Source organism: Pseudomonadales bacterium, from assembly GCA_024234165.1.
Lineage (GTDB): Bacteria > Pseudomonadota > Gammaproteobacteria > Pseudomonadales > UBA5518 > UBA5518.
On the sequence record JACKOP010000002.1, the window covers coordinates 551,006 to 575,041 of the forward strand.

The 24,036-nt window shown below is 65.9% G+C and carries 21 protein-coding genes; 16 read left to right on the top strand and 5 right to left on the bottom strand.

Annotated elements, in window-relative coordinates; all coding sequences use genetic code 11:
• Window positions 1-3 precede the first annotated feature (3 nt).
• From H7A12_08180 to fnr, 12 genes are all read left to right on the top strand, one after another.
• Window positions 4-2,763 carry a valine--tRNA ligase gene (locus H7A12_08180; protein ID MCP5320787.1) on the top strand — a complete coding sequence of 920 codons (2,760 nt, stop codon included), beginning with the start codon at window positions 4-6 and terminating at the stop codon, window positions 2,761-2,763.
• A gap of 151 nt (window positions 2,764-2,914) precedes the next feature.
• On the top strand, window positions 2,915-4,348 hold the full coding sequence (gene ccoN, locus H7A12_08185) for a cytochrome-c oxidase, cbb3-type subunit I (GenBank protein ID MCP5320788.1): 1,434 nt from the start codon (window positions 2,915-2,917) through the stop codon (window positions 4,346-4,348).
• A 9-nt stretch (window positions 4,349-4,357) separates the two neighbouring features.
• Complete coding sequence (ccoO, locus tag H7A12_08190) at window positions 4,358-4,969, top strand: cytochrome-c oxidase, cbb3-type subunit II (protein ID MCP5320789.1); 612 nt, start codon at window positions 4,358-4,360, stop codon at window positions 4,967-4,969.
• Window positions 4,970-4,978: 9 nt separating this feature from the next.
• On the top strand, window positions 4,979-5,149 hold the full coding sequence (locus H7A12_08195; protein ID MCP5320790.1) for a cbb3-type cytochrome c oxidase subunit 3: 171 nt from the start codon (window positions 4,979-4,981) through the stop codon (window positions 5,147-5,149).
• Complete coding sequence (ccoP, locus tag H7A12_08200; protein ID MCP5320791.1) at window positions 5,142-6,017, top strand: cytochrome-c oxidase, cbb3-type subunit III; 876 nt, start codon at window positions 5,142-5,144, stop codon at window positions 6,015-6,017. The genes H7A12_08195 and ccoP overlap by 8 nt, the downstream gene beginning before the upstream one ends.
• Window positions 6,014-7,432 carry a cytochrome c oxidase accessory protein CcoG gene (gene ccoG, locus H7A12_08205; protein MCP5320792.1) on the top strand — a complete coding sequence of 473 codons (1,419 nt, stop codon included), beginning with the start codon at window positions 6,014-6,016 and terminating at the stop codon, window positions 7,430-7,432. The genes ccoP and ccoG overlap by 4 nt, the downstream gene beginning before the upstream one ends.
• Window positions 7,429-7,935 carry a FixH family protein gene (locus tag H7A12_08210; protein ID MCP5320793.1) on the top strand — a complete coding sequence of 169 codons (507 nt, stop codon included), beginning with the start codon at window positions 7,429-7,431 and terminating at the stop codon, window positions 7,933-7,935. Before ccoG ends, H7A12_08210 begins: the two co-directional genes overlap by 4 nt.
• Window positions 7,936-7,939: 4 nt before the next feature.
• A complete protein-coding gene (cadA, locus tag H7A12_08215; GenBank protein ID MCP5320794.1) occupies window positions 7,940-10,363 on the top strand; it encodes a cadmium-translocating P-type ATPase in 2,424 nt (807 codons plus the stop codon).
• Window positions 10,356-10,553 (top strand): cbb3-type cytochrome oxidase assembly protein CcoS, encoded by a 198-nt coding sequence (ccoS, locus tag H7A12_08220; protein ID MCP5320795.1) that lies wholly within the window; start codon window positions 10,356-10,358, stop codon window positions 10,551-10,553. Before cadA ends, ccoS begins: the two co-directional genes overlap by 8 nt.
• A gap of 73 nt (window positions 10,554-10,626) precedes the next feature.
• Window positions 10,627-11,256, top strand: a complete 630-nt coding sequence (locus H7A12_08225) for a sulfite exporter TauE/SafE family protein (GenBank protein ID MCP5320796.1) — start codon at window positions 10,627-10,629, stop codon at window positions 11,254-11,256.
• Between the two features lie 152 nt (window positions 11,257-11,408).
• Window positions 11,409-12,788 (top strand): oxygen-independent coproporphyrinogen III oxidase, encoded by a 1,380-nt coding sequence (gene hemN / locus H7A12_08230; GenBank protein MCP5320797.1) that lies wholly within the window; start codon window positions 11,409-11,411, stop codon window positions 12,786-12,788.
• A 150-nt stretch (window positions 12,789-12,938) separates the two neighbouring features.
• Window positions 12,939-13,697, top strand: a complete 759-nt coding sequence (gene fnr / locus H7A12_08235) for a fumarate/nitrate reduction transcriptional regulator Fnr (GenBank protein ID MCP5320798.1) — start codon at window positions 12,939-12,941, stop codon at window positions 13,695-13,697.
• A 10-nt stretch (window positions 13,698-13,707) separates the two neighbouring features.
• Here fnr and H7A12_08240 read toward each other — a convergent pair whose 3' ends face one another.
• From H7A12_08240 to fliS, 4 genes are all read right to left on the bottom strand, one after another.
• Window positions 13,708-15,129 carry a sigma-54-dependent Fis family transcriptional regulator gene (locus H7A12_08240; GenBank protein MCP5320799.1) on the bottom strand — a complete coding sequence of 474 codons (1,422 nt, stop codon included), beginning with the start codon at window positions 15,127-15,129 and terminating at the stop codon, window positions 13,708-13,710.
• Between the two features lie 10 nt (window positions 15,130-15,139).
• Window positions 15,140-16,366 (bottom strand): PAS domain-containing protein, encoded by a 1,227-nt coding sequence (locus tag H7A12_08245; GenBank protein ID MCP5320800.1) that lies wholly within the window; start codon window positions 16,364-16,366, stop codon window positions 15,140-15,142.
• 287 nt (window positions 16,367-16,653) lie between these two features.
• Window positions 16,654-18,090, bottom strand: a complete 1,437-nt coding sequence (locus H7A12_08250) for a sigma-54-dependent Fis family transcriptional regulator (GenBank protein MCP5320801.1) — start codon at window positions 18,088-18,090, stop codon at window positions 16,654-16,656.
• Between the two features lie 107 nt (window positions 18,091-18,197).
• A complete protein-coding gene (gene fliS, locus H7A12_08255; protein ID MCP5320802.1) occupies window positions 18,198-18,620 on the bottom strand; it encodes a flagellar export chaperone FliS in 423 nt (140 codons plus the stop codon).
• A gap of 254 nt (window positions 18,621-18,874) precedes the next feature.
• On the opposite strand from fliS, the gene H7A12_08260 reads away from it, so the two are divergent.
• The 4 genes from H7A12_08260 (at window position 18,875) to H7A12_08275 (ending at window position 22,779) form a co-directional block, all read left to right on the top strand.
• Window positions 18,875-20,356 (top strand): flagellin, encoded by a 1,482-nt coding sequence (locus tag H7A12_08260; GenBank protein ID MCP5320803.1) that lies wholly within the window; start codon window positions 18,875-18,877, stop codon window positions 20,354-20,356.
• 84 nt (window positions 20,357-20,440) lie between these two features.
• Entirely contained in the window at window positions 20,441-20,887 is a 447-nt protein-coding gene (locus H7A12_08265) for a flagellar protein FlaG (GenBank protein ID MCP5320804.1), read from the top strand.
• Window positions 20,888-20,956: 69 nt separating this feature from the next.
• Complete coding sequence (fliD, locus tag H7A12_08270) at window positions 20,957-22,405, top strand: flagellar filament capping protein FliD (protein ID MCP5320805.1); 1,449 nt, start codon at window positions 20,957-20,959, stop codon at window positions 22,403-22,405.
• Complete coding sequence (locus tag H7A12_08275) at window positions 22,402-22,779, top strand: hypothetical protein (protein MCP5320806.1); 378 nt, start codon at window positions 22,402-22,404, stop codon at window positions 22,777-22,779. Before fliD ends, H7A12_08275 begins: the two co-directional genes overlap by 4 nt.
• Window positions 22,780-22,799: 20 nt before the next feature.
• On the opposite strand, the gene flgL is transcribed toward H7A12_08275, so the two are convergent.
• Window positions 22,800-24,035 (bottom strand): flagellar hook-associated protein FlgL, encoded by a 1,236-nt coding sequence (flgL, locus tag H7A12_08280; protein MCP5320807.1) that lies wholly within the window; start codon window positions 24,033-24,035, stop codon window positions 22,800-22,802.
• Window position 24,036: the final 1 nt, after the last annotated feature.

Genomic DNA, 24,036 nt, shown 5'->3' on the forward strand with positions numbered 1-24,036 from the left:
ACCATGGACAAGACCTACAGCCCGGAGCAGATCGAGAACCGCTGGTACGAACAGTGGGAAAGCCACGGCTATTTCCGCCCGGGCGGAAGCGGGACGCCGTACTGCATCGTGATTCCACCACCGAACGTGACCGGCAGCCTGCACATGGGGCATGCATTCCAGCAGACGATCATGGACGCGCTGATCCGCCATCAGCGCATGCGTGGCTGCAACACGCTGTGGCAGGGTGGCACCGACCATGCCGGCATCGCGACCCAGATGGTCGTCGAGCGTCTGCTCGCTGCCGAAGGCACGGATCGCCTCACGCTCGGCCGTGAGGCGTTCACGCGCCGGGTGTGGGAGTGGAAGGAACACTCCGGCGGCACGATCACGCGCCAGCAGCGCCGCCTCGGCAACTCGGTCGACTGGTCACGCGAACGCTTCACGATGGATCCGGATCTCTCCGCAGCCGTGCGCGAGGTGTTCGTGCGGCTGTACGAGGAAGGACTGATCTACCGCGGCAAGCGCCTCGTGAACTGGGATCCGAAACTGCACACCGCGATCTCCGACCTCGAGGTCGTGCAGGAAGAGGAAGACGGCCATCTGTGGCATCTGCGCTACCCGCTGGCCGACGGCAGCGACGCGCTGGTGGTCGCGACCACCCGCCCCGAGACGATGCTCGGCGACGTCGCGGTCGCGGTGCATCCTGACGACGAACGCTACCGTCACCTGGTCGGGCGCAGCGTGCGGCTGCCGCTCGCCGAACGCATGATCCCGGTGATCGCCGACACGTACGTGGACCCCGCGTTCGGCACCGGTTGCCTGAAGATCACGCCGGCACACGACTTCAACGACTACGAGGTCGGCACGCGCCACAACCTCGAGGCGATCAATCTGTTCACGATCGACGCGGCGCTGAACGACAACGCACCGCCTGCGTATCGCGGCATGGATCGCTTCGCGGCCCGCGAGCGCATCGTGGCGGATCTCGACGCCCTCGGGCTGCTGGCGAAGACCGAGAAGCACCGCCTCAAGGTGCCGCGCGGCGACCGCACCGGCGTGGTGATCGAGCCCTATCTGACCGACCAGTGGTTCGTCGCGACCCGGGCGCTTGCCGAACCCGCAGTACGCGCCGTAGAGGACGGGCGCATCGAGTTCGTGCCCAGGCAGTGGGAGAACACCTACTTCGCGTGGATGCGCGAGATCCAGGACTGGTGCATTTCACGCCAGCTCTGGTGGGGCCACCAGATCCCGGCCTGGTACGACGACGCCGGCAACGTCTACGTCGGACGCAGCGAGGCCGAGGTTCGCACCGTGCACGGGCTGGGCGAACTGGCGCTGCGCCAGGACGCCGACGTGCTCGACACCTGGTTTTCCTCTGCGCTGTGGACCTTCTCCACGCTCGGCTGGCCACGGGACACCGCGGAGCTGCGCAGCTTCCACCCCACCGATGTGCTGGTCACCGGTTTCGACATCATCTTCTTCTGGGTCGCACGCATGGTGATGATGACCCTGAAGTTCATCGGCGACGTGCCGTTTCGCAAGGTCTACGTGACCGGGCTGATCCGCGACGAGCACGGCCAGAAAATGTCGAAGTCCAAAGGCAACGTGATCGATCCGCTCGACCTGATCGACGGCATCGATGTGGAGGCGCTGGTCGCCAAGCGCACCGCCGGCATGATGCAGCCGCAGCTCGCGCAGACGATCGCCACCGCGACTCGGCGGGAATACCCGCAAGGCATCCGCGCGCACGGTACCGATGCGCTGCGCTTCACGCTGTGTGCGCTTGCCTCCACCGGCCGCGACATCAAGTTCGACATGGGGCGGCTCGAAGGCTACCGCAACTTCTGCAACAAGCTGTGGAACGCGGCACGCTTCGTATTGATGCACACCGAAGGCAAGGACTGCGCACAACCGGGCGAGAGCGCCATCGCGCTGTCGCTGCCCGACCGCTGGATCGTCTCGCGGCTGCAGCAGACGATCAGCGAGGTGGAGCGCGCGCTGGCAGGATTTCGCTTCGACCTGGCTACCCAGGCGCTGTACGAGTTCACCTGGAACGACTACTGCGACTGGTACCTCGAACTGGTCAAGCCGGTGCTGGGCACCGCGGGTGACGCCGGGCAGGCGCGCATCGCGCGGCGCACGCTGCTCTCGGTGCTGGAAACCTTGCTGCGCCTCGCACACCCGTTCATTCCGTTCATCACCGAAGAGATCTGGCAGCGTGTCGCTCCACTCGCGGGTCGCCCCGGCCCCACCGTGATGCTGGCACCGTACCCGGTAGCCGATCCGCAGCAGATCGACGCGGTGGCCGCCGCCGACATCGGCTGGCTGCAGCAGGTCATCGTCGCGGTGCGCAACATCCGTGGCGAGCTCGGCATCGCACCGGGGAAGGCACTGCAGCTGCTGGTGCGTAACGGCACGGCGGACGATCACCGCCGCCTCGGCGAGCATCGCGTGCTGCTGCACGCGCTGGCACGACTCGCCGGCAGCGCGTGGATCGATGGCGCCGAGGCGCCGCCGGCCGCCACCCAGGTGGTCGGGCAGCTCGAACTGCTGGTGCCGCTGGCAGGTCTGATCGACGTCGCGGCCGAACGCGAACGACTCACGCGCGAGGCCGGCAAGCTCGAACAGGAAATCGAACGCCTCGACGCACGCCTCGCCAACACGGGTTTCACCGCGAAGGCACCGCCCGCGGTGGTCGAGCGCGAGCGCGCACGGCTGGCCGAACTCGGCGCGACGCGCGACACGCTGCTGGCACAGCTGGGTGCGCTGAGCCAGCCGTGAATCCGGGCGATCGGCATGCACAATGCCCCGACGAATCTTGCTAGAATCGCGTCGGCAGGGGGAGTCCACAAGACAGCAACCGACACGCCACGATCGTGGCGGGGGTTGGTGCGGGCGACTCCCGCACCTTCAGTCATATACGGAAAACGCAATGACGCATTCAACAGCAGTCGAACATCCGGTCTACAACTACAAGGTCGTCCGGCAATTCACGATCATGACCGTGGTCTGGGGCCTGGTCGGGATGCTGGTCGGCGTGGTGATCGCTGCCCAGCTGGCGTTCCCGCAACTCAACTTCGACTCCCAGTGGTTCCACTTCGGGCGTCTGCGCCCGCTGCATACGAACGCGGTGATCTTCGCGTTCGGTGGCTCGGCCCTGTTCGCGACCTCGTTCTACGTGGTGCAGCGCACCTGCCAGGCGCGGCTGATTTCGGATGGCCTGGCGAGCTTCGTGTTCTGGGGCTGGCAACTGGTGATCGTACTGGCGGCGATCACGCTGCCGCTCGGGTATACCTCTTCCAAGGAATACGCCGAGCTCGAGTGGCCGATCGACGTCCTGATCACGCTGGTGTGGGTCGCCTACGCGATCGTGTATTTCGGCACGATCGCGCGCCGCAAGACCTCGCACATCTACGTGGCGAACTGGTTCTTCGGCGCCTACATCATCACGATCGCCGTGCTGCACGTGGTCAACAGCCTCGCGATTCCGGTCAGCCTGACCAAGTCCTATTCGATCTACCCGGGTACCATCGACGCGATGGTGCAGTGGTGGTACGGACACAACGCGGTCGGCTTCTTCCTGACTGCCGGTTTCCTCGGCATCATGTACTACTTCGTGCCCAAGCAGGCCGAGCGTCCGGTGTACTCGTACCGACTCTCGATCGTGCACTTCTGGGCGCTGATCGCGATCTACATGTGGGCCGGACCGCACCACCTGCACTACACCGCGCTGCCCGACTGGGCGCAGAGCCTCGGCATGGTGATGTCGCTGATCCTGCTCGCGCCGAGCTGGGGCGGCATGATCAACGGCGTGATGACGCTTTCCGGCGCGTGGCACAAGCTGCGCACCGACCCGACGCTGCGCTTTCTGATCGTCTCGCTGTCGTTCTACGCCATGTCGACGTTCGAAGGTCCGATGATGTCGATCAAGACCGTGAACTCGCTGTCGCACTACACCGACTGGACGATCGGACACGTGCATTCCGGTGCGCTCGGCTGGGTCGCGATGGTCACGATCGGTGCGATCTACCACCTGATCCCGCCACTGTGGGGACGCAAGCAGATGTACAGCGTCGGCGCGATCAACCTGCATTTCTGGCTGGCGACGATCGGCACCGTGCTCTACATCGCCGCGCTGTGGGTGAACGGCATCATGCAGGGGCTGATGTGGCGTGCGTACAACGCCGACGGCACGCTCACCTACAGCTTCGCCGAATCGGTTGCTGCCAGCTACCCGGGATATTACGTACGCCTGATCGGCGGCAGCATGTTCCTGCTCGGCATGGTCGTGATGGCATGGAACACCTGGAAGACGGTCGCACCGGGTGGTGCCGCGATCGCCGAACCCAGTGTCCAGCCCGCCTGAGGAGAACGTGTGATGCAGCACGAGAAAATCGAGAAAAACATCGGCCTGATGATCGTGTTGATCATCGTGGCGATCAGTTTCGGCGGCCTGGTCGAAATCGTTCCGCTGTTCTTCCAGAAACAGACCACGGAGCCGGTCGCCGGGTTGAAACCACTCAGCGCACTGCAGCTCGAGGGACGTGATATCTACATCCGCGAAGGCTGCAATGTCTGCCATTCGCAGATGATCCGCCCGCTGCGTGCCGAGACCGAGCGCTACGGTCACTACTCGGTGGCCGGCGAGTTCGTCTACGACCACCCGTTCCTGTGGGGATCGAAGCGTACCGGCCCGGATCTGGCGCGCGTCGGCGAGCGCTACAGCGACGACTGGCACCGTGCCCACCTGTTCAATCCACGCGACGTGGTACCCGAATCGAACATGCCCGGATTCCCGTGGCTGTTCGACAACGACGTCGACAACCGCCATATCGCCGGCAAGATGCGGGCGCTGCGCATCCTCGGTGTTCCGTACACCGACGAGGACATTGCGGGCGCCGAGGCCGCGGTCGCCGGAAAGAAGGAAATCGACGCGGTACTGGCGTACCTGCAACAGTTGGGCACGCTGATCAAGAGCACTCGCTGAGGCGACAGCATGGACAGAGGCACTCTGCTCGGGCTCGGCACGGTACTCGCGATGATCGCATTCATCGGCGTATGCATCTGGGCGTGGAGCGACAAGCGCAAACAGCGATTCGAGGAGGCGGCACAACTGCCGTTCGCCGACGAACCGCAAGCAAGCAGCAAAGGTGGAAACGATGACTAGTTTCTGGAGTGGCTACATCATCGTCCTGACGGTGATCACGATCATCGCGACGGCGCTGCTGCTGTTCGGCAACCGCACGCGGCCGGCCGACTCGCAGGCCAAGACCGGGCACGTCTACGACGGCATCGAGGAATACGACAACCCGTTGCCGGCATGGTGGCTGTACCTGTTCGTGGCGACGATCGTGTTCGCGATCGGCTATCTGGTCGCGTTCCCCGGCCTCGGCAATTTCCCCGGCCTGCTCGGCTGGTCCGGCGTGGGTCAGTGGGAGGGCGAGGTCGCGGAGGCCGAGCAGAAGTACGAGCCGATCTTCGCCGCGTATCGCGACAAGGCGATCGCCGATATCGCAGCCGATCCACAGGCGGTACGCATGGGGCAGCGCATCTTCGCGACCGAGTGCGCCCAGTGCCACGGCGCCGATGCACGTGGTGCACAAGGTTTTCCGAACCTGACCGACAAGGACTGGATCTGGGGCGGTGATGCGGACACGATCCACACCACGATCGTGAACGGCCGCGTGGCAGCGATGCCGGCATGGGGTGCGGCGCTTGGCGAGGAGGGTGTACGCAATGTGGCGCGCTACGTGCTGAGCCTTTCCGATCCGCAGGCTGCAGGTGCCGAGGCGCAGGCCGGTGCACAGCAGTTCGCGACGTTCTGCAGCGCCTGCCACGGCCCCGAGGGCAAAGGCAATCCGATGCTCGGCGCACCGAACCTCGGCGACACGACCTGGCTCTACGGTGGCGATCAGGCGACGATCGAGCGCACGCTCCGTGACGGTCGCAACGGCCGGATGCCGGCGTTCGGCCAGACCCTGAATGCCGACAAGGTCCGTCTGGTCGCTGCCTACGTGTACAGCCTGTCGCAATGAGCGGCGAGCGGATCCCGGTCACCGATCTCGCACCGGCGGAGGTCGGCGAACTCGACCTCTACGAGAAGCGCGAACGCATCTACACACGCAAGGTCGAGGGCTTCTTCCAGCGCCTGCGCCTGTACACGGGCTGGCCACTGCTGATCATGTACTTCGGTGGCCCGTGGCTGCAGTGGGACGGCCGCCAGGCGATCTGGTTCGACCTGCCGACGCGCAAGTTCCATATCCTCGCGATCACGTTCTGGCCGCAGGATGCACCGCTGCTCGCGTGGCTGCTGGTGATCGGGGCGTTCGCGCTGTTCACGGTCACGGTGTTCGCCGGCCGCGTATGGTGCGGCTACACCTGCCCGCAGACGGTCTGGACCAGCATCTTCATGTGGGCCGAGCAGTTCAGCGAGGGCACACGCAACCAGCGCATCCGCCTCGACCAGGCGCCGTGGAGCCTCGACAAGCTGCGACGCAAGCTGCAGAAGCACGCGCTGTGGTTCGGCGTCTCGCTGTTCACCGGCATCACCTTCGTCGGCTACTTCACCCCGATACGCGATCTCGTGATCGAGCTGCCGCTGGCGCAGGCGCACATGTGGGCGTACCTGTGGGTGATGTTCTTCACGCTCGCGACCTACATCAACGCCGGCTGGCTGCGCGAGCAGGTGTGCATGCACATGTGCCCCTACGCGCGCTTCCAGGCCGTCATGTTCGACCCCGACACGCTGATCGTGTCCTACGATGCGGCACGCGGCGAGCCACGCGGCTCGCGCCGGCGCAACAGCGACCCACGCGCGGCCGGGCTCGGTGACTGCATCGACTGCGAACTCTGCGTGCAGGTCTGCCCGACCGGGATCGACATCCGCAACGGTCTGCAGTACGAGTGCATCACCTGTGCGCTGTGCATCGACGCCTGCGACTCGGTGATGGACCGCATGAACTATCCGCGCGGCCTGATCCGCTACACGACCGAAAACGCGCTCGAAGGCCGTCCTGCCCGGATACTGCGACCACGCCTGCTCGGCTACTCGACGGCGCTGCTGGCAATGACCGGGGTGTTCCTGACCATGCTGCTGACGCGAGTGCCGGTCGGTGTCGACGTGATCCGCGAACGCGGCCAACTGTTCCGTGAAGTCGGCAGTGGCATGATCGAGAACGTCTATACGCTGAAGATCCGCAACATGAGCGAAGCGACTCAGAGCTACCGGGTCGGTGTCGAAGGGCTTGCGGACGCCGCGATCGAGGGTCGCACCGAGGTATCGCTGGCATCCGGCGAAGTGTTTGCGCTGCCGGTCGCGGTGCGGGCGCCACGCGAACGCCTCGGTGGCAGCCGTTCGGTACCGATCGTGTTCACGGTCAACGCCAGCAGCGATGCGCCGGCAGGCGCAAGCGCCGACAGCCGCTTCCTCGGTCCGGGTCCGGTGCGATGACGACCCCGCTCCCCTGGTATCGCCAGGGCTGGCCCTGGCTGCTGATCCTGCTGCCCGCCTCCACCGTGATCGCCTCGATGGCCACGGTATGGCTGGCGTTCACGAACGACGATGCGCTGGTACGCGACGACTACTACCGCGAGGGGCTGGCGATCAACCGTCGTCTCGACGACGGAGCACGCGCGCGCGCCGCCGGACTTGCTGCCGAACTGCGCTACGAGCGAGCAACGCGGGCAGTGGAGCTGCGGCTGCAGGGTGCGGACGATGATCTGCAGCGAGTCGTGCTCACGATCGAACACCCGACCGACGCCACACGCGACGAAACGCTGACCCTGCTCGCCGCCGGCAACGGTGTGTTCCGCGCCCGGGCAAGCACACCACTGGAAGGCAAGCGCTACCTGCTGCTCGAACATGCAGCAGCCGACGGCAGGAGCTGGCAATTGCGCGGCACCCTGCAACCCGCCACCGCAGCCGTCAGGGTCACGCACCTGGACACCGACTGACGGCATGCACACGGCGTGTTTCCACTGTGGACTGCCGGTACCGCCGGGAAGCGACTTCCACGTCGAGATCGACGGTGCGCGTCAACCGATGTGCTGCGCAGGCTGCGCTGCAGTCGCGAGCCTGATCACCGGCAGCGGCCTGGCAGGTTACTACCGCCACCGTGACGCCACCGCGCCCGGTCCTGCGGATACCGGCGCAGGAGCACGCGAGTACGCGGTATTCGACGACCCCGCTGCCCAGTCCGGCTTCGTGATCGACGAAGCCTCGGGAGTGCAACGGGTCGAACTCGCCGTTGGTGGTGTGAGCTGTGCTGCCTGCACCTGGCTGATCGAGCATCATCTGCAGCGCCAGCCCGGCGTACTCGGCGTGAACGTCAACCTGGCCGAACAACGCGCGAGTGTGCGGCTGCACCCCGATGAGCTGGCGCTCAGCGAGCTGATGGGTCATATCCGCGAACTCGGCTACAACCCCCACCCTTTTCTCGGCTCGGCACGCCAGCAGAACACGCAGACCGAACAACGTGCTGCACTGCGGCGCATGGGGCTCGCCGGCATCGTGCAGATGCAGATCGGCATGTTCGCGATCGCCCTCTATGCGGGTGATTTCAGCGGTATGGAAGTCGTCTATCGCGACTACCTGCGCTGGATCAGCCTGGTGCTCTGCATCCCGGTGGTCGCCTATTCGGCACAGCCGTTCTTCAAGGGTGCGCTGCGCGGTTTGCGCCACTTCGCGCCTGGCATGGACCTGCCGATCGCACTCGCGATCGGTCTCGCCTTTGTCGCGAGCGTCTGGGTCACCGTCACCGGTGGTGACGCCGTGTACTACGACTCGGTCGCGATGTTCACCTTCTTCGTGCTGCTCGGGCGCTACCTCGAGATGCGCGCACGCCACCGGGCCGGTCTTGCCGGTGGCAACGTGCTGTCGCTGGTTCCGGCTGCGGCCACGCGTGTCGGTGCCGACGGCAGTCACGAACTGATACCGGTCGGGCGCCTCGCACGTGACGACCTGGTGCTGGTACGCCCGGGGGAGGCGATTCCTGCCGACGGCACGATCGTCAGCGGTGAGTCCAGCGTGGACGAGTCGAGTCTCAGCGGGGAAGCACTGCCCGTTGCCAGGCGGCCCGGCGATCGGGTCAGCGCCGGCACCCTGAACACCGACGGCGCGCTGACGCTGCGCGTCGAGGCCACCGGACTCGGTTCACGCATCGGCACGGTGCTCGCACTGGTCGATCGTGCGCAGCGTGAAAAGCCGCGCAGCGTACAACTCGCCGATCGTTCCGCCCGCTGGTTCGTGCTCGGCGTGATCGTGCTGGCAGCGCTCGCCGGCTGGTGGTGGCTGCAGCACGACGGCGCGCGTGCGCTCGCGATCGTGCTGTCGGTGCTGGTGGTGAGCTGCCCGTGCGCGCTGTCGCTCGCCACACCGGCGGCAGTCACCACCGCCGTCGCCGCGTTGCGCACGCGCGGATTCCTGGTCACGCGCGGACACGCGCTCGGCGCTCTGGCAGCGGCCGATACGATCGTGTTCGACAAGACCGGCACGCTGACCACCGGCAAGGTGCGACTCGAACAGGTGCGCATCGAAGCCGGAGCCGACCGTGACGAATGCCTGCGCGTCGCAGCCGGACTCGAGGCGCTGTCTGCGCATCCGATCGCCGGCGCCTTCGCGGCGCTGCCGCGCGCACCCGTCGAGGCGTTTCGCGCCTGGCCCGGCGGCGGCCTGGAAGGCCGGGTCGCAGGCAGGCACTACCGCATCGGGCACGCGGCGTTCGCGCTCGGCGAACAGCACGCGGAGCAGGATGCAGAGCACTGGATCGTGCTCGCCAGCGCGGGGCACGCACTGGCCCGGTTCCGGCTCGCCGACACCTTGCGCCCGGAAGCACACGCGGTGATCGGGTGCCTGCAGCGCGGGGGCATCCACTGCCTGCTGCTGAGCGGCGACTCGGCACCGGAAGTCGCGCGCGTCGCCGCACGGCTCGGCGTCGAAGGCTGGCACGCACGCCAGTCGCCGGAGCAGAAACTGGAACGCGTGCGCGCGCTGGAGGCATCGGGGCGGCGCGTCGTGATGGTCGGTGATGGTGTCAACGATGTGGCGGTACTGGCCGGCGCCGGGGTCTCGATCGCGCTGGCCAACGCAGCCGATATCGCCCGTGCGAACGCCGACTGCATGCTGCTTGCCGGCGATCTGTGGCGCATACCGCAAGCGCTGGCGAAGGCACGCCAGTCTGGCACGGTGATCCGCCAGAACGTCGTGTGGGCGATCGGCTACAACGCTGCCGCGATTCCGTTCGCGGCGGCCGGACTGGTACCCCCGTGGCTGGCCGCGATCGGCATGACCGCGAGTTCGCTGGTGGTGATTGCCAACGCGCTGCGACTGCGCAACGATGCCTCCCCCACCGCCGCAGCAGAGTGCGCCGAGGCCGATGGATAGCATCTACATCCTGATCCCGGTAACCGTAGTGCTGCTCGCCATCGCAGTCGCGGCCTACCTGTGGTCGGTCAACAACGGGCAGTTCGACGATCTCGACAAGGCAGCGCACAGCATCCTGTTCGAGGACGAGGAGCCGGGCGAGCCGCGTACCACACCACAGCGTACCGATTCGCCCCGCAACGGCGATTGAGCACGTGCAGCACTCACCCGAGATCGCCACTGCCTTCGTGCTCGGACTGCTCGGCAGCACGCATTGCATTGGCATGTGCGGCGGCATCAGCGCTGCACTCGCGTTCGCGCTCGGGCCGGGCACCTCCAGCGCCCGCCGCTACCTGCTGCTCGGCGGCTACAACGCCGGGCGCATCTTCGGCTACGCGCTGCTCGGTGCCGTGTTCGCCGGTGTCGCCGGGGGAATCGCCGGCAGCGGCGGGATGCGCGCGCTGCGGATCGTGGCCGGTCTGCTGCTGGTACTGATGGGTTGCTCGCTCGCTGGCTGGTTCAATGCACTCGCGCTGCTGGAGCGCGCAGGCTACGGCGTATGGGCGCGCCTGCAGCGCTTCGCCGCACGATTGCTGCCGGTGGATCGCCTGGACAAGGCGCTGCTCGCGGGGCTGTTCTGGGGCTGGCTCCCCTGCGGCCTCGTCTACAGCACGCTGGCCTGGGCGAGCGCCTCCGGCAGCGCCGCACGTGGCGCCGTGCTGATGCTGGCTTTCGGGGCCGGAACCCTGCCGGCCGTGCTCGCGAGCGGGGTCTTCGGCGATGCGTTGCGACGCATGCTGCAGCGACGCGGGCTGCGACGCCTGGCCGGAATCACGGTCATCGCGTTTGGCGTATGGACCCTCGCCGCAGTGCTGCTGCCGACGTACGGTGTCCACGCCCACCATCAGGGCTGATTCCAGCAGCAATCACTGCATGCCGATACCCGCCCCCGAGCGGTTGACGTGCATCAAACGCACCCGCGCCCCGAGTGCGTACACTGCACGCATTCGGGAACAGACGTACCGCCCCGGCAGTGACCATCGCCATGCAGACCATCCCGCACGAAATCGACGCACGTATCCGCTGGGATCCGGCGCTGATCCGCAAGTACGACGTCGCCGGCCCGCGCTACACCTCGTACCCTGCCGCGGTGCAGTTCAGCGAGGGCTTCGGCTCGGGCGACTACGAACGCTACCTGCACGAGCGCCCGCCGGTGATCGGGCCGCTGTCGCTCTATGTGCACATCCCCTACTGTCGCAACATCTGTCATTACTGCGCCTGCAACAAGGTCGTCACGCCTGATCCGGACGTTGCCGAACGCTACATCGGCGCCGTGGAGCAGGAAATCGAGCTGCTCGCACCCCACTTCGACCGGCGCCGGCGCGTCACCCAGCTCCACTGGGGCGGTGGCACACCGACCTACCTCAGTCCTGCCGAACTCACGCAACTGATGCACGTGCTGGCCAAGCACTTCCTGCTGATCGACTCGCCGGAGCGCGACTACTCGATCGAGCTCGATCCACGCTCCGTGGACGGCAGCACACTCGCCCTGCTGAAAGGGTTGGGCTTCAACCGCCTCAGCATGGGCATCCAGGACTTCAATCCCGCCGTGCAGCGCGCCGTCAACCGCATCCAGCCCTTCGAGATGGTCGAGCGACTGGTCGCATCGGTGCGCGAGCACCGTTTCAAGTCGCTCAGCTTCGACCTGATCTACGGCCTGCCGCTGCAGAGCCAGGCATCGATGGAGCAGACGCTCGCCGGGGTGCTCGCGCTCTCGCCCGACCGCATCTCGTGCTACAGCTACGCGCATCTGCCCGAGGTTTTCAGCAACCAGCGCAGCATCGACCGCATGCAGTTGCCGAGCGCCGACGACAAGCTCGAAGTGCTGCACACGATCACCGACACCCTCACCGACGCCGGCTATATCTACGTCGGGATGGATCATTTCGTCAGGCCGGACGACGAGCTTGCACGGGCGCTGCACGACGGCACGCTGCAGCGCAACTTCCAGGGCTATTCGACCCGGCTCGCACCGGAACTGCTCGGCATCGGGGTGTCTGCGATCAGCAGCACCAACGACCTCTACTGCCAGAACGTGACGGACGTCGACGCATACCACGCCCTGCTGCAGCAAGGCAGGCTGCCGGTGCGCCGCGGCTTGCGGCTCAGCGCCGAGGACATCCTGCGCCGCGACGTGATCATGCAACTGATCTGCCGCATGAACATCGACATCGAAGAGACCGGTGCCCGCCACGGTGTGGATTTCCGGCGCCACTTCGCACGCGAAATGCGGATCATCGCTGGAATGGAGCGCGAGGGCCTGGTCGCTGGCGAAGGCAACCGCATTGGCGTGACAGCCGCCGGCCGGCCGCTGGTACGCAACATCTGCATGGTCTTCGACGCCTACCTGGACCCATCCCGGCAGCGCTTCTCGCGCACGATCTGAGCATCCCTTCGCCTCGCCCGCCCGCCGTCCTCCGCACGCCAGCAGCGACAACCTCTCGCCGTGGTTGCCCACGGACACCGGGTCTGCCTTATACTCGCCAACGAGGCAGCGGCAGTGCCGGTGGCGGCGGGGTACGCAGTGAGTGAAGTGTTGAACACACGAAGCCCGGACGGTGCGGACACGCGCTGCCCCCACGACCGTCAGATCAGCTGTACCAATTGCCGCCTGAACGGAATCTGCCTGCCGCTCGCCCTGGATCTGCACGAGGTCGAGCAACTCGACGAGATCATCCACCGCAATCGTCCCCTGCAGAAGGGTGAACACCTCTACCGTCAGGACCAGCCGTTCACCTCGGTGTTCGCCGTGCGCTCCGGCAGCGTCAAGGCCTACGCGATCACCGACAGCGGGCAGGAGCAGGTCACCGGTTTCTATTTTCCCGGCGAAGTCGTCGGCATGGACGGGATCGCGAAGAACAAGTACGCAAGCTCCGCGCGAGCGCTGGAGACCGCTGCGGTCTGCGAGATCCCGTTCGACAAGCTCGGCGAACTCAGCCAGCGACTGCCCAGCCTGCAGCGGCACTTCTTCCAGCTCATGAGCCAGGAGATCGCCGAAGACCAGTTGCTGCTCATGCTGCTCAGCAAGAACACTGCCGACCAGCGGATCGCCACACTGGTGCTGAGCATCTCTGCACGCAACAAGCGTCGCAAGCTCTCGGCTGCCAATTTCCGCCTGCCGATGTCACGCACCGATATCGGCAACTACCTGGGGCTCACCGTCGAGACGGTAAGCCGGGTGTTGAGCCGCTTCCAGAAGATGGGCGTACTGGCCGTGGACAACAAGGAAATCACCATCACCGACGTCGAGACGCTGCGCTCGATCGCCGACGGCACGCACGCCGAGGCCGGTTGAGACCGACCGCTCACCTGGCCTCGGCCAGAGGCCGCGAGCCGCGCACCGCGGCGTCCACATCGAAACCGCTTTCACGCAGGCGCGCCAGCTTGTAGCGCAGCGTACGCGCGCTGATTCCGAGCCGTTCGGCTGCGCCGCTGCGACTGCCTCGCGTATCGCGCAGCATGTCGACGATGAGCTGGAATTCACGCGCCCGCAGATCATCGCTCAGCGCGGCATGATCGGCGGGTGCACTGCAGGCAGCCGTTGTCGCGCCGGGTTCGACCCTGGCCTCGCGGCCTGCGGCCGGCGTACGCAGGACGCTGCCCGCCAGAGGCTCCAGACGCAGGTGCTGCGCGGATATCAGGACACCCTCCTGCAGGATCAGGGCACGCTGCATCGCGTTGTCGAGCTCGCGCACGTTTCCCGGCCACGGGTGTGCGAGCAACGCCCGCCTCGCATCGGTCGCAAACTCGACCGGTACGTGGCGCATCTTCGCCGTGTGCGTGCGCACCAGCCGCTCGGCCAGCGGCAGGATGTCCTCGACGCGTTCGCGCAGCGCCGGACATTGCAGTGGAAACACGCCAAGGCGGAAATAGAGATCCTCGCGAAAGCGCCCGGCGGCAATTTCCGCGTGCAGCTCGCGATTGGTGGTGGCGATCACCCGCACATCGACCGCCTGCGGGCAACGCGCGCCCAGCCGCTCGACCTCGCGCTCCTGCAGTACGCGCAGCAGCTTCGCCTGCAGCGCCGCATCCATTTCGGAAATCTCGTCGAGCAGCAGCGTTCCGCCGTCGGCCTGTTCGAACTTGCCCGGCATCGCCGCGTGCGCTCCGGTGAAAGCCCCCTTCTCGTACCCGAACAGCATTGCCTCGAGCATGTTGTCCGGGATAGCCGCGCAGTTCACGGCGACGAACGGTTTCCCGGCACGCGTCGACTGGCGATGGATGTAGCGCGCCAGCACTTCCTTGCCGGTACCGCTCTCGCCGCACAGCAGCACGGTCGAGTCGGTTGCCGCAACCCGGCGCGCCAGCGCCAGCAATTCCTGCGAGACCGGAGCCACCGCGACCGGATCCTCGCCACGGGCCGCAGCCGCGGGCCCCAGACGTGCGACCACCTCGATCAGTTGTCCCGGCTGGAACGGCTTCACGAGGTAATCCGATGCACCATCGCGCATCGCCTGCACCGAACGCTCGATGCTGCCGAACGCGGTGATCAGCACCACCGGCACGTGCGGATACGCACTGCGCACACGGCGCAGCAGTTCGTGCCCGTCCATGCCGGGCATGTTCACGTCGGAAAGCATCACATCGGGCACACAGCGTTGCAGCAATGCCAACGCCTCGTCGCCAGCCGCTGCCGCCTCGACGCGGCAACCGGCGACTTCGAGTGTATCGACCAGCGCCTCGCGCAAGGCATGATCGTCCTCGACGATCAGCACCCGCATGCCCAGTACCGCACGGTCAGCCATGCAGGATCTCCCGCGTTGCGTCGCGTGCAGGCGCCACCTGCAGCGGCAACAGCACGCATGCACTGGTACCGGCACCTGGAGCCGAGACGATGCGCAGCTCACCACCGTGTGCGCGTGCAACCGCTCGCACCACGGCCAGCCCGAGTCCGGTGCCCTGCGCCTTGGTGGTGAAAAAGTCTTCCCCCGCAAGCGCGGCCATCTCCGCACTCATGCCGGGTCCGTCGTCTCGCACCGTGATGCACAACCGGGATTCCTCGAGCGCGGCCGCCGCGTCGATCCGGCCTGCGCTGCCGGTCGCCTCGAGCGCGTTGCTGACCAGGTTCATCAGCGCACCGCCCAGCACCTCGCGATTGCAGAGCACGCGCAGCCCGGGATCGCAGGCAAGGCGCAGCGTGAAGCGGGCGCGCGACGCAGCCACGGCAGTTTCCATTGCCGCAGAGAGATCGTCGACGATCTCCTGCACGCAGCAGACGTCGGTCAGCGCGAGGTCGCCCCGCACGTAGATCAGCATGTCGCGCACCTGGTGCTCCAGGTGCGCCAGGCGCGAGAGCACCTTGGCCGAAAAGCGCCGCGTCTGTTCCGGACTCAGCTCGGCATCGCGCAGATTCGATGCGTACAACATCGCGGCGGCGAGCGGGGTGCGCAACTGGTGCGCGAGCGCCGCCATCATGCGTCCCATGGCAGTCAGGCGACGGTGACGGCTCAACCGATCCTGCAGTTCACGCGTCTCGGTGAGGTCGGTGAGCAGCACCAGTTGCCCCATGCCGCGCTCGAGCGAACGCGTGGCGACGCTTACCCGCAGGCCGCTGCGCAGCGAAATCTCGTGGCCGTCGTCGCTGCGCGGAGCGAAGCAGCGCCGGATCACCTCGATCCAGCGTTCGCCGCACAACGCGCCACCCAGCATCTCGCGCGCGGCCGGATTGCAGTCGCAGACCACCCCGGCAGGATCGAGCACGACCACGCCGCCGGGCAGCAGGTCGAGCAGGCTCTGCAGCCGCTCCGACACCCGTTCCTTCTCTTCGAGCTCGCGCAGCCGCGCACGATCCACCTGCTCGAGTTCCGACGACAGTTGTTCCACACGCCGCTCGAGCAGCCGGTACGAGTCGCTGAGTTCCGACGAAACCTGGCTGAACAGCGCGAACGCCGCCTGGATATCGGCACTGCCTCGCAGTTCACCGGGCGACGCGAGTGTGCGCGCCTGCGCGCTGGCGGCGCTCATCGTCTGCTACCGACAGCAGTCCGGGCCACGCACACGCAGCAATGAAATCCGGGCATCGCCTCACTCCGCGGAAACTTGACGCTCCCGGGGGCCTAGCAATTCACGTGCCGGATCGGATTTGCGCGTTGATTCTCTCTGCGCGTGACGAGGCCTTTCGCAGCCGTGGGACGCCGTGAATGCATCCCTGCAGGCTCGAGTGCCGCATCCCTGCGGCACACGCCCACGGATGCAAAAGACCTCGGCACGCACCTCACCGTATCTTGCGAAATTCACCACACGGAAGCGCACTAGGTGTCGGAATCGGCACGCGCCAGCAGATCGTACTTGCGCATCTTCTCGACCAGCGTGGTACGACGCAGGCGCAGGCGCTCCGCCGCCCGCGCGACCACCCCGCCACAGTCATCCAGCGCCTGCACGATGAGCCCCTTCTCAAGATCCTGGATGAACTCCTTGAGGTCCAGGCCGTTGATCGGCAGCAAACCCAGCGTATCGCCACGTACAACCGGCACTGGCGAGGGCGACACCAGGGCGGCTGCCAGTTCGGCCTGCTGCTCGAGAAACTGTTCTTCCTGTTCATCGAGATGACGGAACTTCGCCGGCAGGTCACGCACACCGATCACCGCCCCCGGATGCATGATCGCCATACGCTCGACCAGGTTGGCCAGCTCACGCACATTCCCGGCCCAGGCATGACGCTCCAGCGACGCCAGCGCCGACGGGCTGAACCGCACGCCTTCCCGCTGCTCGCGCTCCAGACGACGGTTGATCTCGGCGATCAGCAACGGCAAATCGTCCGTGCGCTCGCGCAGCGGCGGCATTTCGATCGGGAACACATGGATACGGTAATAGAGATCCTCACGGAACGTGCCGTCCGCGATCATGCCATCGAGGTTCTTGTGCGTCGCGCAGACGATACGCACATCGGCGTCGATCGACTGCGAGCCGCCGACACGCTCGAAGCTGCGTTCCTGCAGCACGCGCAACAGCTTCACCTGCATCGCGAGCGGCATATCGCCGATCTCGTCGAGGAACAGCGTACCGCCGCGCGCCAGCTCGAAACGCCCGGCGCGGCCCGTGATCGCACCGGTAAAGGCCCCTTTTTCGTGGCCGAACAGTTCGCTCTCCAGCAGATCGGCCGGAATCGATCCGCAGTTGACTGGAACGAAGGGACCCGAACGGCGATGGCTGCCCGCGTGCAGGCTGCGCGCGACCACTTCCTTGCCGGTACCGGACTCACCGAGCACGAGCACCGTCGCATCGGTGGCTGCCACCCGGCCCATCATGTGCCGTACCGCACGCAGACCGTCGCTCAGTCCGACCAGCTCACGAAACAGTTGTGCGCCGGCAGCTTTGCCCGTTTCCCCGGCCTCGTACTGCACACGGGCGTGGTGCACGGCCTCGAGGTATTCGCCGTGCGTGAATGGCCAGCCGAGCGTCCCGCATACCGGGGTTCGCAGCAGATTCCCGGATGGCACGACTCCGCCCGCAGCGATCAGCAACACCGCCGGGCGCGGCCGCAGCGCAGCCAGCGCGTCGAGCGCGGCGTCGGCGCCAGCGCCCGGCCCATCGGCGGCCAGCAACACCACCTCGGGCAAGAGCTGGAACTGTGCCGGCAGCGTCGCCGAGGCACACTGATGTTCACCGAGGAAATCGAGGATCGCGGCGGTTGCGGCCCGCCGTTGCTCGTCGTGATCGAGGATCAGGATCCGGACTGGTTTCGACATCATCCACTGATTGCACTGCAGGCACCGGGCGGTGCCACCCGCAGGCAATTATAGATGCAGCAACCGGAACCGCGACGGAATTCCGCGCTGTGAACTGCGGCTTTCTGTCAAGAAGATGGCGATTCGACCGGAAGTTGGGAACGAATTCCCTCCCAACCGCTGCGAATCGTCGTCAGCAGGCCGCTCACCTCGTCGAGCGGCGCTGCTCCCTCGCCGCGATGCACATCCAGCAGGCGGCGGGTCATGTAGTCATAGAGCCGATCCAGATTCGCGGCGACTTCACCGCCCTTGTCACGGTCCAGGCAACCCTGCAGACCGCCGATGATCCCCAGCGCCTTGCCCAGTGCCTCTCCGACCGCCGCCTTGTCGCCACTCGCCACGGCGCCCCGCGCCTGCGCAATACGATCGATCGCGCCGTCGAGCAACAACTGGATCAGGCGGTGCGGGTCGGCATCGACCACGCCGGTCTGGGCGTTGATCTGGCGATACTGTGCCAGTGCACTGCGATTGTAGACATCCTGCTGGCTCATCGAACTGCACTCCCTGAACGGTTGGCACGGCGCGCGCAACGGAGCGCGAGCCTGCGTGGCCGGCACTTTAACGCTCTTCTGTGCGCCCCGTCCTGTTCCGGGGGCAGACTGCGGCCGGAAATTTTTCTAAAGTTCCGGCAACATACGCCGATAGCGGAATCGGGCGCCGCAGATGCGGCAACCAAAGGAACCGGACACTCAAACCATGTTCGCCCCCGCAACACAGCAACGGGGGCAACCAGAGGAACCGCACAATGCCGCAGATCATCAACACTAACACCTCGTCTCTGAACGTACAGCGCAATCTGGACGTCAGCGGCAAGTCACTTTCGACCTCGCTGGCGCGCCTGTCGTCGGGACTTCGCATCAACAGCGCCAAGGACGACGCTGCCGGGCTGGCGATCGGCAACCGTTTCACGGCGCAGATCCGCGGCCTCAACCAGGCGGTACGCAACGCCAACGACGGGATTTCGCTGTCGCAGACGGCCGAAGGCGCGCTGCAGGAATCGGGCGAACTGCTGCAGCGCATCCGTGAACTGGCGGTGCAGTCGGCCAACGGCAGCCAGTCGGGCACTGAGCGCGCAGCACTGCAGGCCGAGGTCTCGCAACTGCAGCAGGAAATCAACCGCATCGCGGAAACCACCACCTTCGGCGGGCGCAAGCTGCTCGACGGCAGCTTCGGCACCGAAAACTTCCAGGTAGGCGCAAACGCCAACGAGACGATCGGGATCAGCCTGTCGAACGCCCGCGCGACCAACGTCGGGGCGCACGCCGTCGATGCCAACGGCACCCTGGACGCCGCAGTCGCTGCCGGAGCAACCGCACCGGCCAACACCGTCGCGAGCCAGACGCTGACCCTGTCGGGCAGCCTCGGCAGCAAGATAGCGACGATCGCCGGCGGAGCAACGGGCGACTCGATCACGACCAGCGTGAATTCCCTGTCGGCCAACACCGGCATCAGCGTGACCGCACGCACCACGGCCACGATGTCGGCTTTCACCGCGGGCACCGCGACGTTCACGATCGGCACGCGCTCGGGTGACACCACGTCGGGCACCGATTACACAGCCAATATCAGCGTACAGATCGCCGACGCCTCGAACCTGAAGGACGTTGCCGACGCGATCAACGCCTCGTCGGCAGCCACCGGGGTACGCGCGACCTCCAACGGCTCGAGCATTGCGCTGGTGAACGAGGAAGGTCGCAATATCTTCATCCAGGATTACACCAACTCGAACGCAACGAAGACCGTGAACCTGACGGGTGCCTCCGGTTCTGCCGTAACCCTGACGGGTGGCACAGCCACCGACTCGAGCACGGTGGGTGCAACGCTGAAATTCGACAGCCACAAGGCCTTCGCGGTGACTGCCAGCGTGGGCACCGGCATTTTCAATGCGACCACCGGGTTCTCGAGCTCGCTCAGCAGCGTCGCCAGCATCGATATCGGTAGCCAGCAGGGCGCGCAGGATGCGCTTGCCGTCGCCGATGCCGCGCTGCGGTTCATCGACGCCGAGCGTGGCCAGCTCGGCGCAATCCAGAACCGGTTGATAGGCACGATCTCGAACCTCTCGAACGTGGTCGAGAACGTGACTGCAGCACGCAGCCGGATCATGGACGCAGACTTCGCGGCCGAAACCGCGAACATGACGCGTGCCTCGATCCTGCAGCAAGCCGGCATCTCGGTACTGGCACAGGCGAACTCGCTGCCACAGCAGACGCTGGCACTGCTGCAGTAAAATGAAACGGTTGCCTGCAGGGTGGCGCTTGCACCACCCTGCAGGCAACCGACCGACACCTGACAACCAGGGAGAACCGCACGGATGGACCCCGTACGTTTCACCAGCGGACCACGACAGCCGTCGCCGGGCACATCGCCGGCTGCGGCTACTCGCCGCGATCACCCTGCCGGCATGGCACCCATGGTGCCGGATACCACAGCCGCCGATGCCACTCGGACGAAGACCGTCGCCGCCGCGCAGCACGACGCGGTCTCCGCAAACAGTGCAACACAGCCCACCGCGCCCGAGCTGCGTGAATTGCTGGAACGGACCGGAGACCACATCGATCCGGCACGCCGTTCGCTGTCGTTCGAGATCCGCGAGGAACTCGGGCGAGCAGTCGTCTCGGTCTACGACGCCGACACCGAAGAGCTCGTGCGCCGGATTCCGGCGGACGAGATGATCCGCGTCGCCAGCGTGATGCGTGAAATCGCCGAGCAGGGCGAGCAGCGCGCTGCTGCCGGCCTGTTGCTGAACGAACAGGCCTGAAGTGTAATGCCGCTCTTGGCAGGCTGGCGCACGCGCAGCCGATAGCGAAACACGGGAGAAGCTGCGGGAATGGCTAGCATCGGATCGCTGGGAGCCGGTTCAGGACTCGAACTGGAATCACTGGTACAGAAACTGATCAGTGCCGAGGGCACTCCGCGCATCAACACGCTCGCGCGCCGCGAAGCCACGATCCAGGCGAACATTTCCGCTTTCGGTTCGCTGAAGAGCGCACTCGACCAGTTTCGCACTGGAGTACGCGGGCTCACCGAAGCGCAAGCGCTGCAGCAGCGCACGGTCAACACTGCCAACAGCAGCTATTTCAGCGCCAGTGCCACCGCCAGCGCCGCGCCAGGCGCCCATTCGATCCAGGTGCTGGGCACGGCACGTGCGCACCGGCTGGTCAGCGCCGCAGATTTCGCCGACGCCAACGCCACCGTCGGCGAGGGCAAGCTGACGATCGCGCTCGGCGCGAACACCTTCGACGTCACGACCACTGCCAGCACCACGCTCGCCGAACTGAAGACGCTGATCAACGAGAAGGCCGGCGACTCCGGCGTCAGCGCAACACTGATGGTGGTCGCAAACGACCCGCTCGACCCTTCCGCGGGCACTGTCACGCGCCTGGTGCTGTCGTCCGCAAAGACCGGCAGCGCCAACACCATCGCGGCCACGGTCGCGGATACGGACGGCGACCATACCGACGACCAGGGCCTGTCGCGTTTCTACTTTTCCTCGGCCGACCCGACAAACAGCCAGATGAACCAGCAGCAGGCGGCGGCGGACGCGCGCATCGTCGTGAACGGATTCACGGCGCACAGCGCCGACAATACGTTCAAGGATGTACTGGAAGGCGTCACCATCACTGCATTGAAGGATCCTGCCGACCCGCTCGCCCCTGCGGTGGAAACGCTCACGGTCACCATGGATCGCGCCAGCGTGGCTGCACGCATCAAGTCCTTCGTGAATAGCTACAACGAGGTGGTCAAGACGATCCGCAACGTTTCGTCCTACGACAGCGCCACCAGAAAGGCCGGCGCATTGAACGGTGACGCGACGGTACGGGGGATCGGCTCGCAACTGCGATCGATCCTCGGCACACAGTCCGGAAATGCGGACGGTATCAATTCGCTGGCCCGGCTCGGCATCACCACCCAGCGTGACGGTACGCTGGCAGTGGACACGGCAAAACTCGATGCGGCACTCGCGGCCAGCCCGACCGAAGTCGATCAGTTGTTTGGCGGCACGGACGGAATTGCCACCCGGCTTGGCCAGGCCCTCGATGGTTACCTGGATCGCCAGGGAATGCTGGCAAGCCGCACGCAGGGATTCGATCGCCAGTTGGCGCAGATCGGTACCGAACGGCAGAACCTGAACGTACGCCTCGAAAAGATCGAAGCCCAGTACCGCAGCCGCTTCGCAGCGCTCGACACGCTGGTCGGTCAACTGCAAAGCACCGGCTCCTATCTGGACACCCAGCTTGCCAACACATCCAGCATCATCAGTGGCAAACGCAGATGAACCTCATACTGATCAAGCCTGAAACCGTAGCCACCGTACGCACCGGCTTGCCGCTGGCACTGCAGACGACGTGGGCACATATCGATACCTTGCACGAGCGCATCCGCAACGCACTCGCCGAGGACGATTTCAGCACGCTGGGCGAACTGGCAAGCGAACACAAGCAACGTGTCATCGAGCTGGCCGAAGCGCTCGATGCAAGCCATGCCGATGCGCAATCACAGGTGGTGGTCTTGCGGCAGTTGCGCACTCGCAACGACGAACTGCAGCAACTGGCCGAGCGCAGCCTGGCTGCGGCAATGCACGCGTCTTCACACGCACGCCAGCGTCACGCCAGCATCAACGCCTACCAGTCGCAACAGCAACGACCCTGAGCCGGCGCAATCGAGCGCCCTCAGCGCAGGAAGGAAAACAGCGACAGACCCGCGATCTTCGCCAGACTCTGCTGCGCCGCCTGCAGCACCAGCGTCTGGAAGGCCAGCCGGCTTGCAGCCTCCCCCAGATCCAGATCGACCAGGTCCGATGCCAGTTCGTCGTTGGCCAGGTCCATGCCCTGCTGTTCGCTGCGTGCCGTGTCGAGTCGTGCCAGCCGGGTGCCGGCGGCTGTCCGCCCGCCATCGAGCGATTGCAATGCGAGGTCCAGATCACCGAGCGCGGTGGCAATGACACGCTCACGCTCGATTGCGCCCTGCTGGGTATCGGGTGTGGCTCCCAGTCCCTGTGCAAGCCGCTGTACCGTCAACGCGATCGGCTGCGCATGGTCCGCCTCGAGAGTGAATCCGTCACCGGGTTGCGGGTTGCCGCTGATCGTGACTTCGACACCGGCAACCGTGATCGTCAGCTCGTTCCCGAGCGTGAACCCCGTCGGTGCAACCAGTGGGGTAAGGGCTCCGCTTACGCGATCCACGCTGCTCACCGCGTAGGTTCCCGGCGGATTCGGGAACGATACGACGATATCGTCCGGGTGCACGCCGGCGTACGCTGCCGGGTCGACGATATGCCCCACCGAAACCGTCGCACTGCCGCCGTTGTCCGCACCCGCGCGCGCCACGAACGTGGGAGCTGCCGTCGGTACGTCGACAAACAGTTTGCGTCCGGAATCGCGTGACTGCACGGTGATTCCGGCGCCGATATCGATATGGCGCGCCAGTTCGTCACCTTGGTATTCGATCTGTCCCGACGCCGACGCCACGAACGGCACCTGATCGGCCGCACCGCCTGCAAACAGGTAATCGCCGCTCGCCGTACGCGTATTGAACAGCGCCCGCAACTGCTCGCCGGCGCCATTCAGCGCCGTCACGATGGCCGCACGCTCGCTCACGCTCAGCGTGGCGTTGCCGGCCTGCATCGCCAGATCCTTGACCTCCAGCAGCACGTTTCCAACCGACTCCAGCACGGAATCCTGCTGGCGCAAGTCGCCCTCGGCGAGGTCGGCGTTGCGCTGGTACTGCGCGCTCCTTGCCTTGTCCTGGCGGATCGCGAGTGCGATGGCGGCAGCGGCCGGGTCGTCTGCTGGTGACAGGAGGCGCTTTCCGGCAGCAATCTGCTCCTGGGTACGCGCAATTTCGGTCTGTGCGCGCCCCATATGACGGGCACCGGTGTCGAATATCTGAGCGGTCGAGATGCGCATG

Coding starts and splice junctions, on each gene's coding strand:
- fliD (MCP5320805.1), top strand. CDS start 20,957: ATGGCTAGCATCGGATCGCTGGGAGCCGGTTCAGGACTCGAACTGGAA.
- H7A12_08195 (MCP5320790.1), top strand. CDS start 4,979: ATGGACAGAGGCACTCTGCTCGGGCTCGGCACGGTACTCGCGATGATC.
- H7A12_08225 (MCP5320796.1), top strand. CDS start 10,627: ATGTGCGGCGGCATCAGCGCTGCACTCGCGTTCGCGCTCGGGCCGGGC.
- H7A12_08245 (MCP5320800.1), bottom strand. CDS start 16,366: ATGAGCGCCGCCAGCGCGCAGGCGCGCACACTCGCGTCGCCCGGTGAA.
- fliS (MCP5320802.1), bottom strand. CDS start 18,620: ATGAGCCAGCAGGATGTCTACAATCGCAGTGCACTGGCACAGTATCGC.
- H7A12_08180 (MCP5320787.1), top strand. CDS start 4: ATGGACAAGACCTACAGCCCGGAGCAGATCGAGAACCGCTGGTACGAA.
- H7A12_08210 (MCP5320793.1), top strand. CDS start 7,429: ATGACGACCCCGCTCCCCTGGTATCGCCAGGGCTGGCCCTGGCTGCTG.
- H7A12_08260 (MCP5320803.1), top strand. CDS start 18,875: ATGCCGCAGATCATCAACACTAACACCTCGTCTCTGAACGTACAGCGC.
- ccoG (MCP5320792.1), top strand. CDS start 6,014: ATGAGCGGCGAGCGGATCCCGGTCACCGATCTCGCACCGGCGGAGGTC.
- ccoP (MCP5320791.1), top strand. CDS start 5,142: ATGACTAGTTTCTGGAGTGGCTACATCATCGTCCTGACGGTGATCACG.
- H7A12_08265 (MCP5320804.1), top strand. CDS start 20,441: ATGGACCCCGTACGTTTCACCAGCGGACCACGACAGCCGTCGCCGGGC.
- H7A12_08250 (MCP5320801.1), bottom strand. CDS start 18,090: ATGTCGAAACCAGTCCGGATCCTGATCCTCGATCACGACGAGCAACGG.
- H7A12_08275 (MCP5320806.1), top strand. CDS start 22,402: ATGAACCTCATACTGATCAAGCCTGAAACCGTAGCCACCGTACGCACC.
- cadA (MCP5320794.1), top strand. CDS start 7,940: ATGCACACGGCGTGTTTCCACTGTGGACTGCCGGTACCGCCGGGAAGC.
- ccoS (MCP5320795.1), top strand. CDS start 10,356: ATGGATAGCATCTACATCCTGATCCCGGTAACCGTAGTGCTGCTCGCC.
- flgL (MCP5320807.1), bottom strand. CDS start 24,035: ATGCGCATCTCGACCGCTCAGATATTCGACACCGGTGCCCGTCATATG.
- ccoN (MCP5320788.1), top strand. CDS start 2,915: ATGACGCATTCAACAGCAGTCGAACATCCGGTCTACAACTACAAGGTC.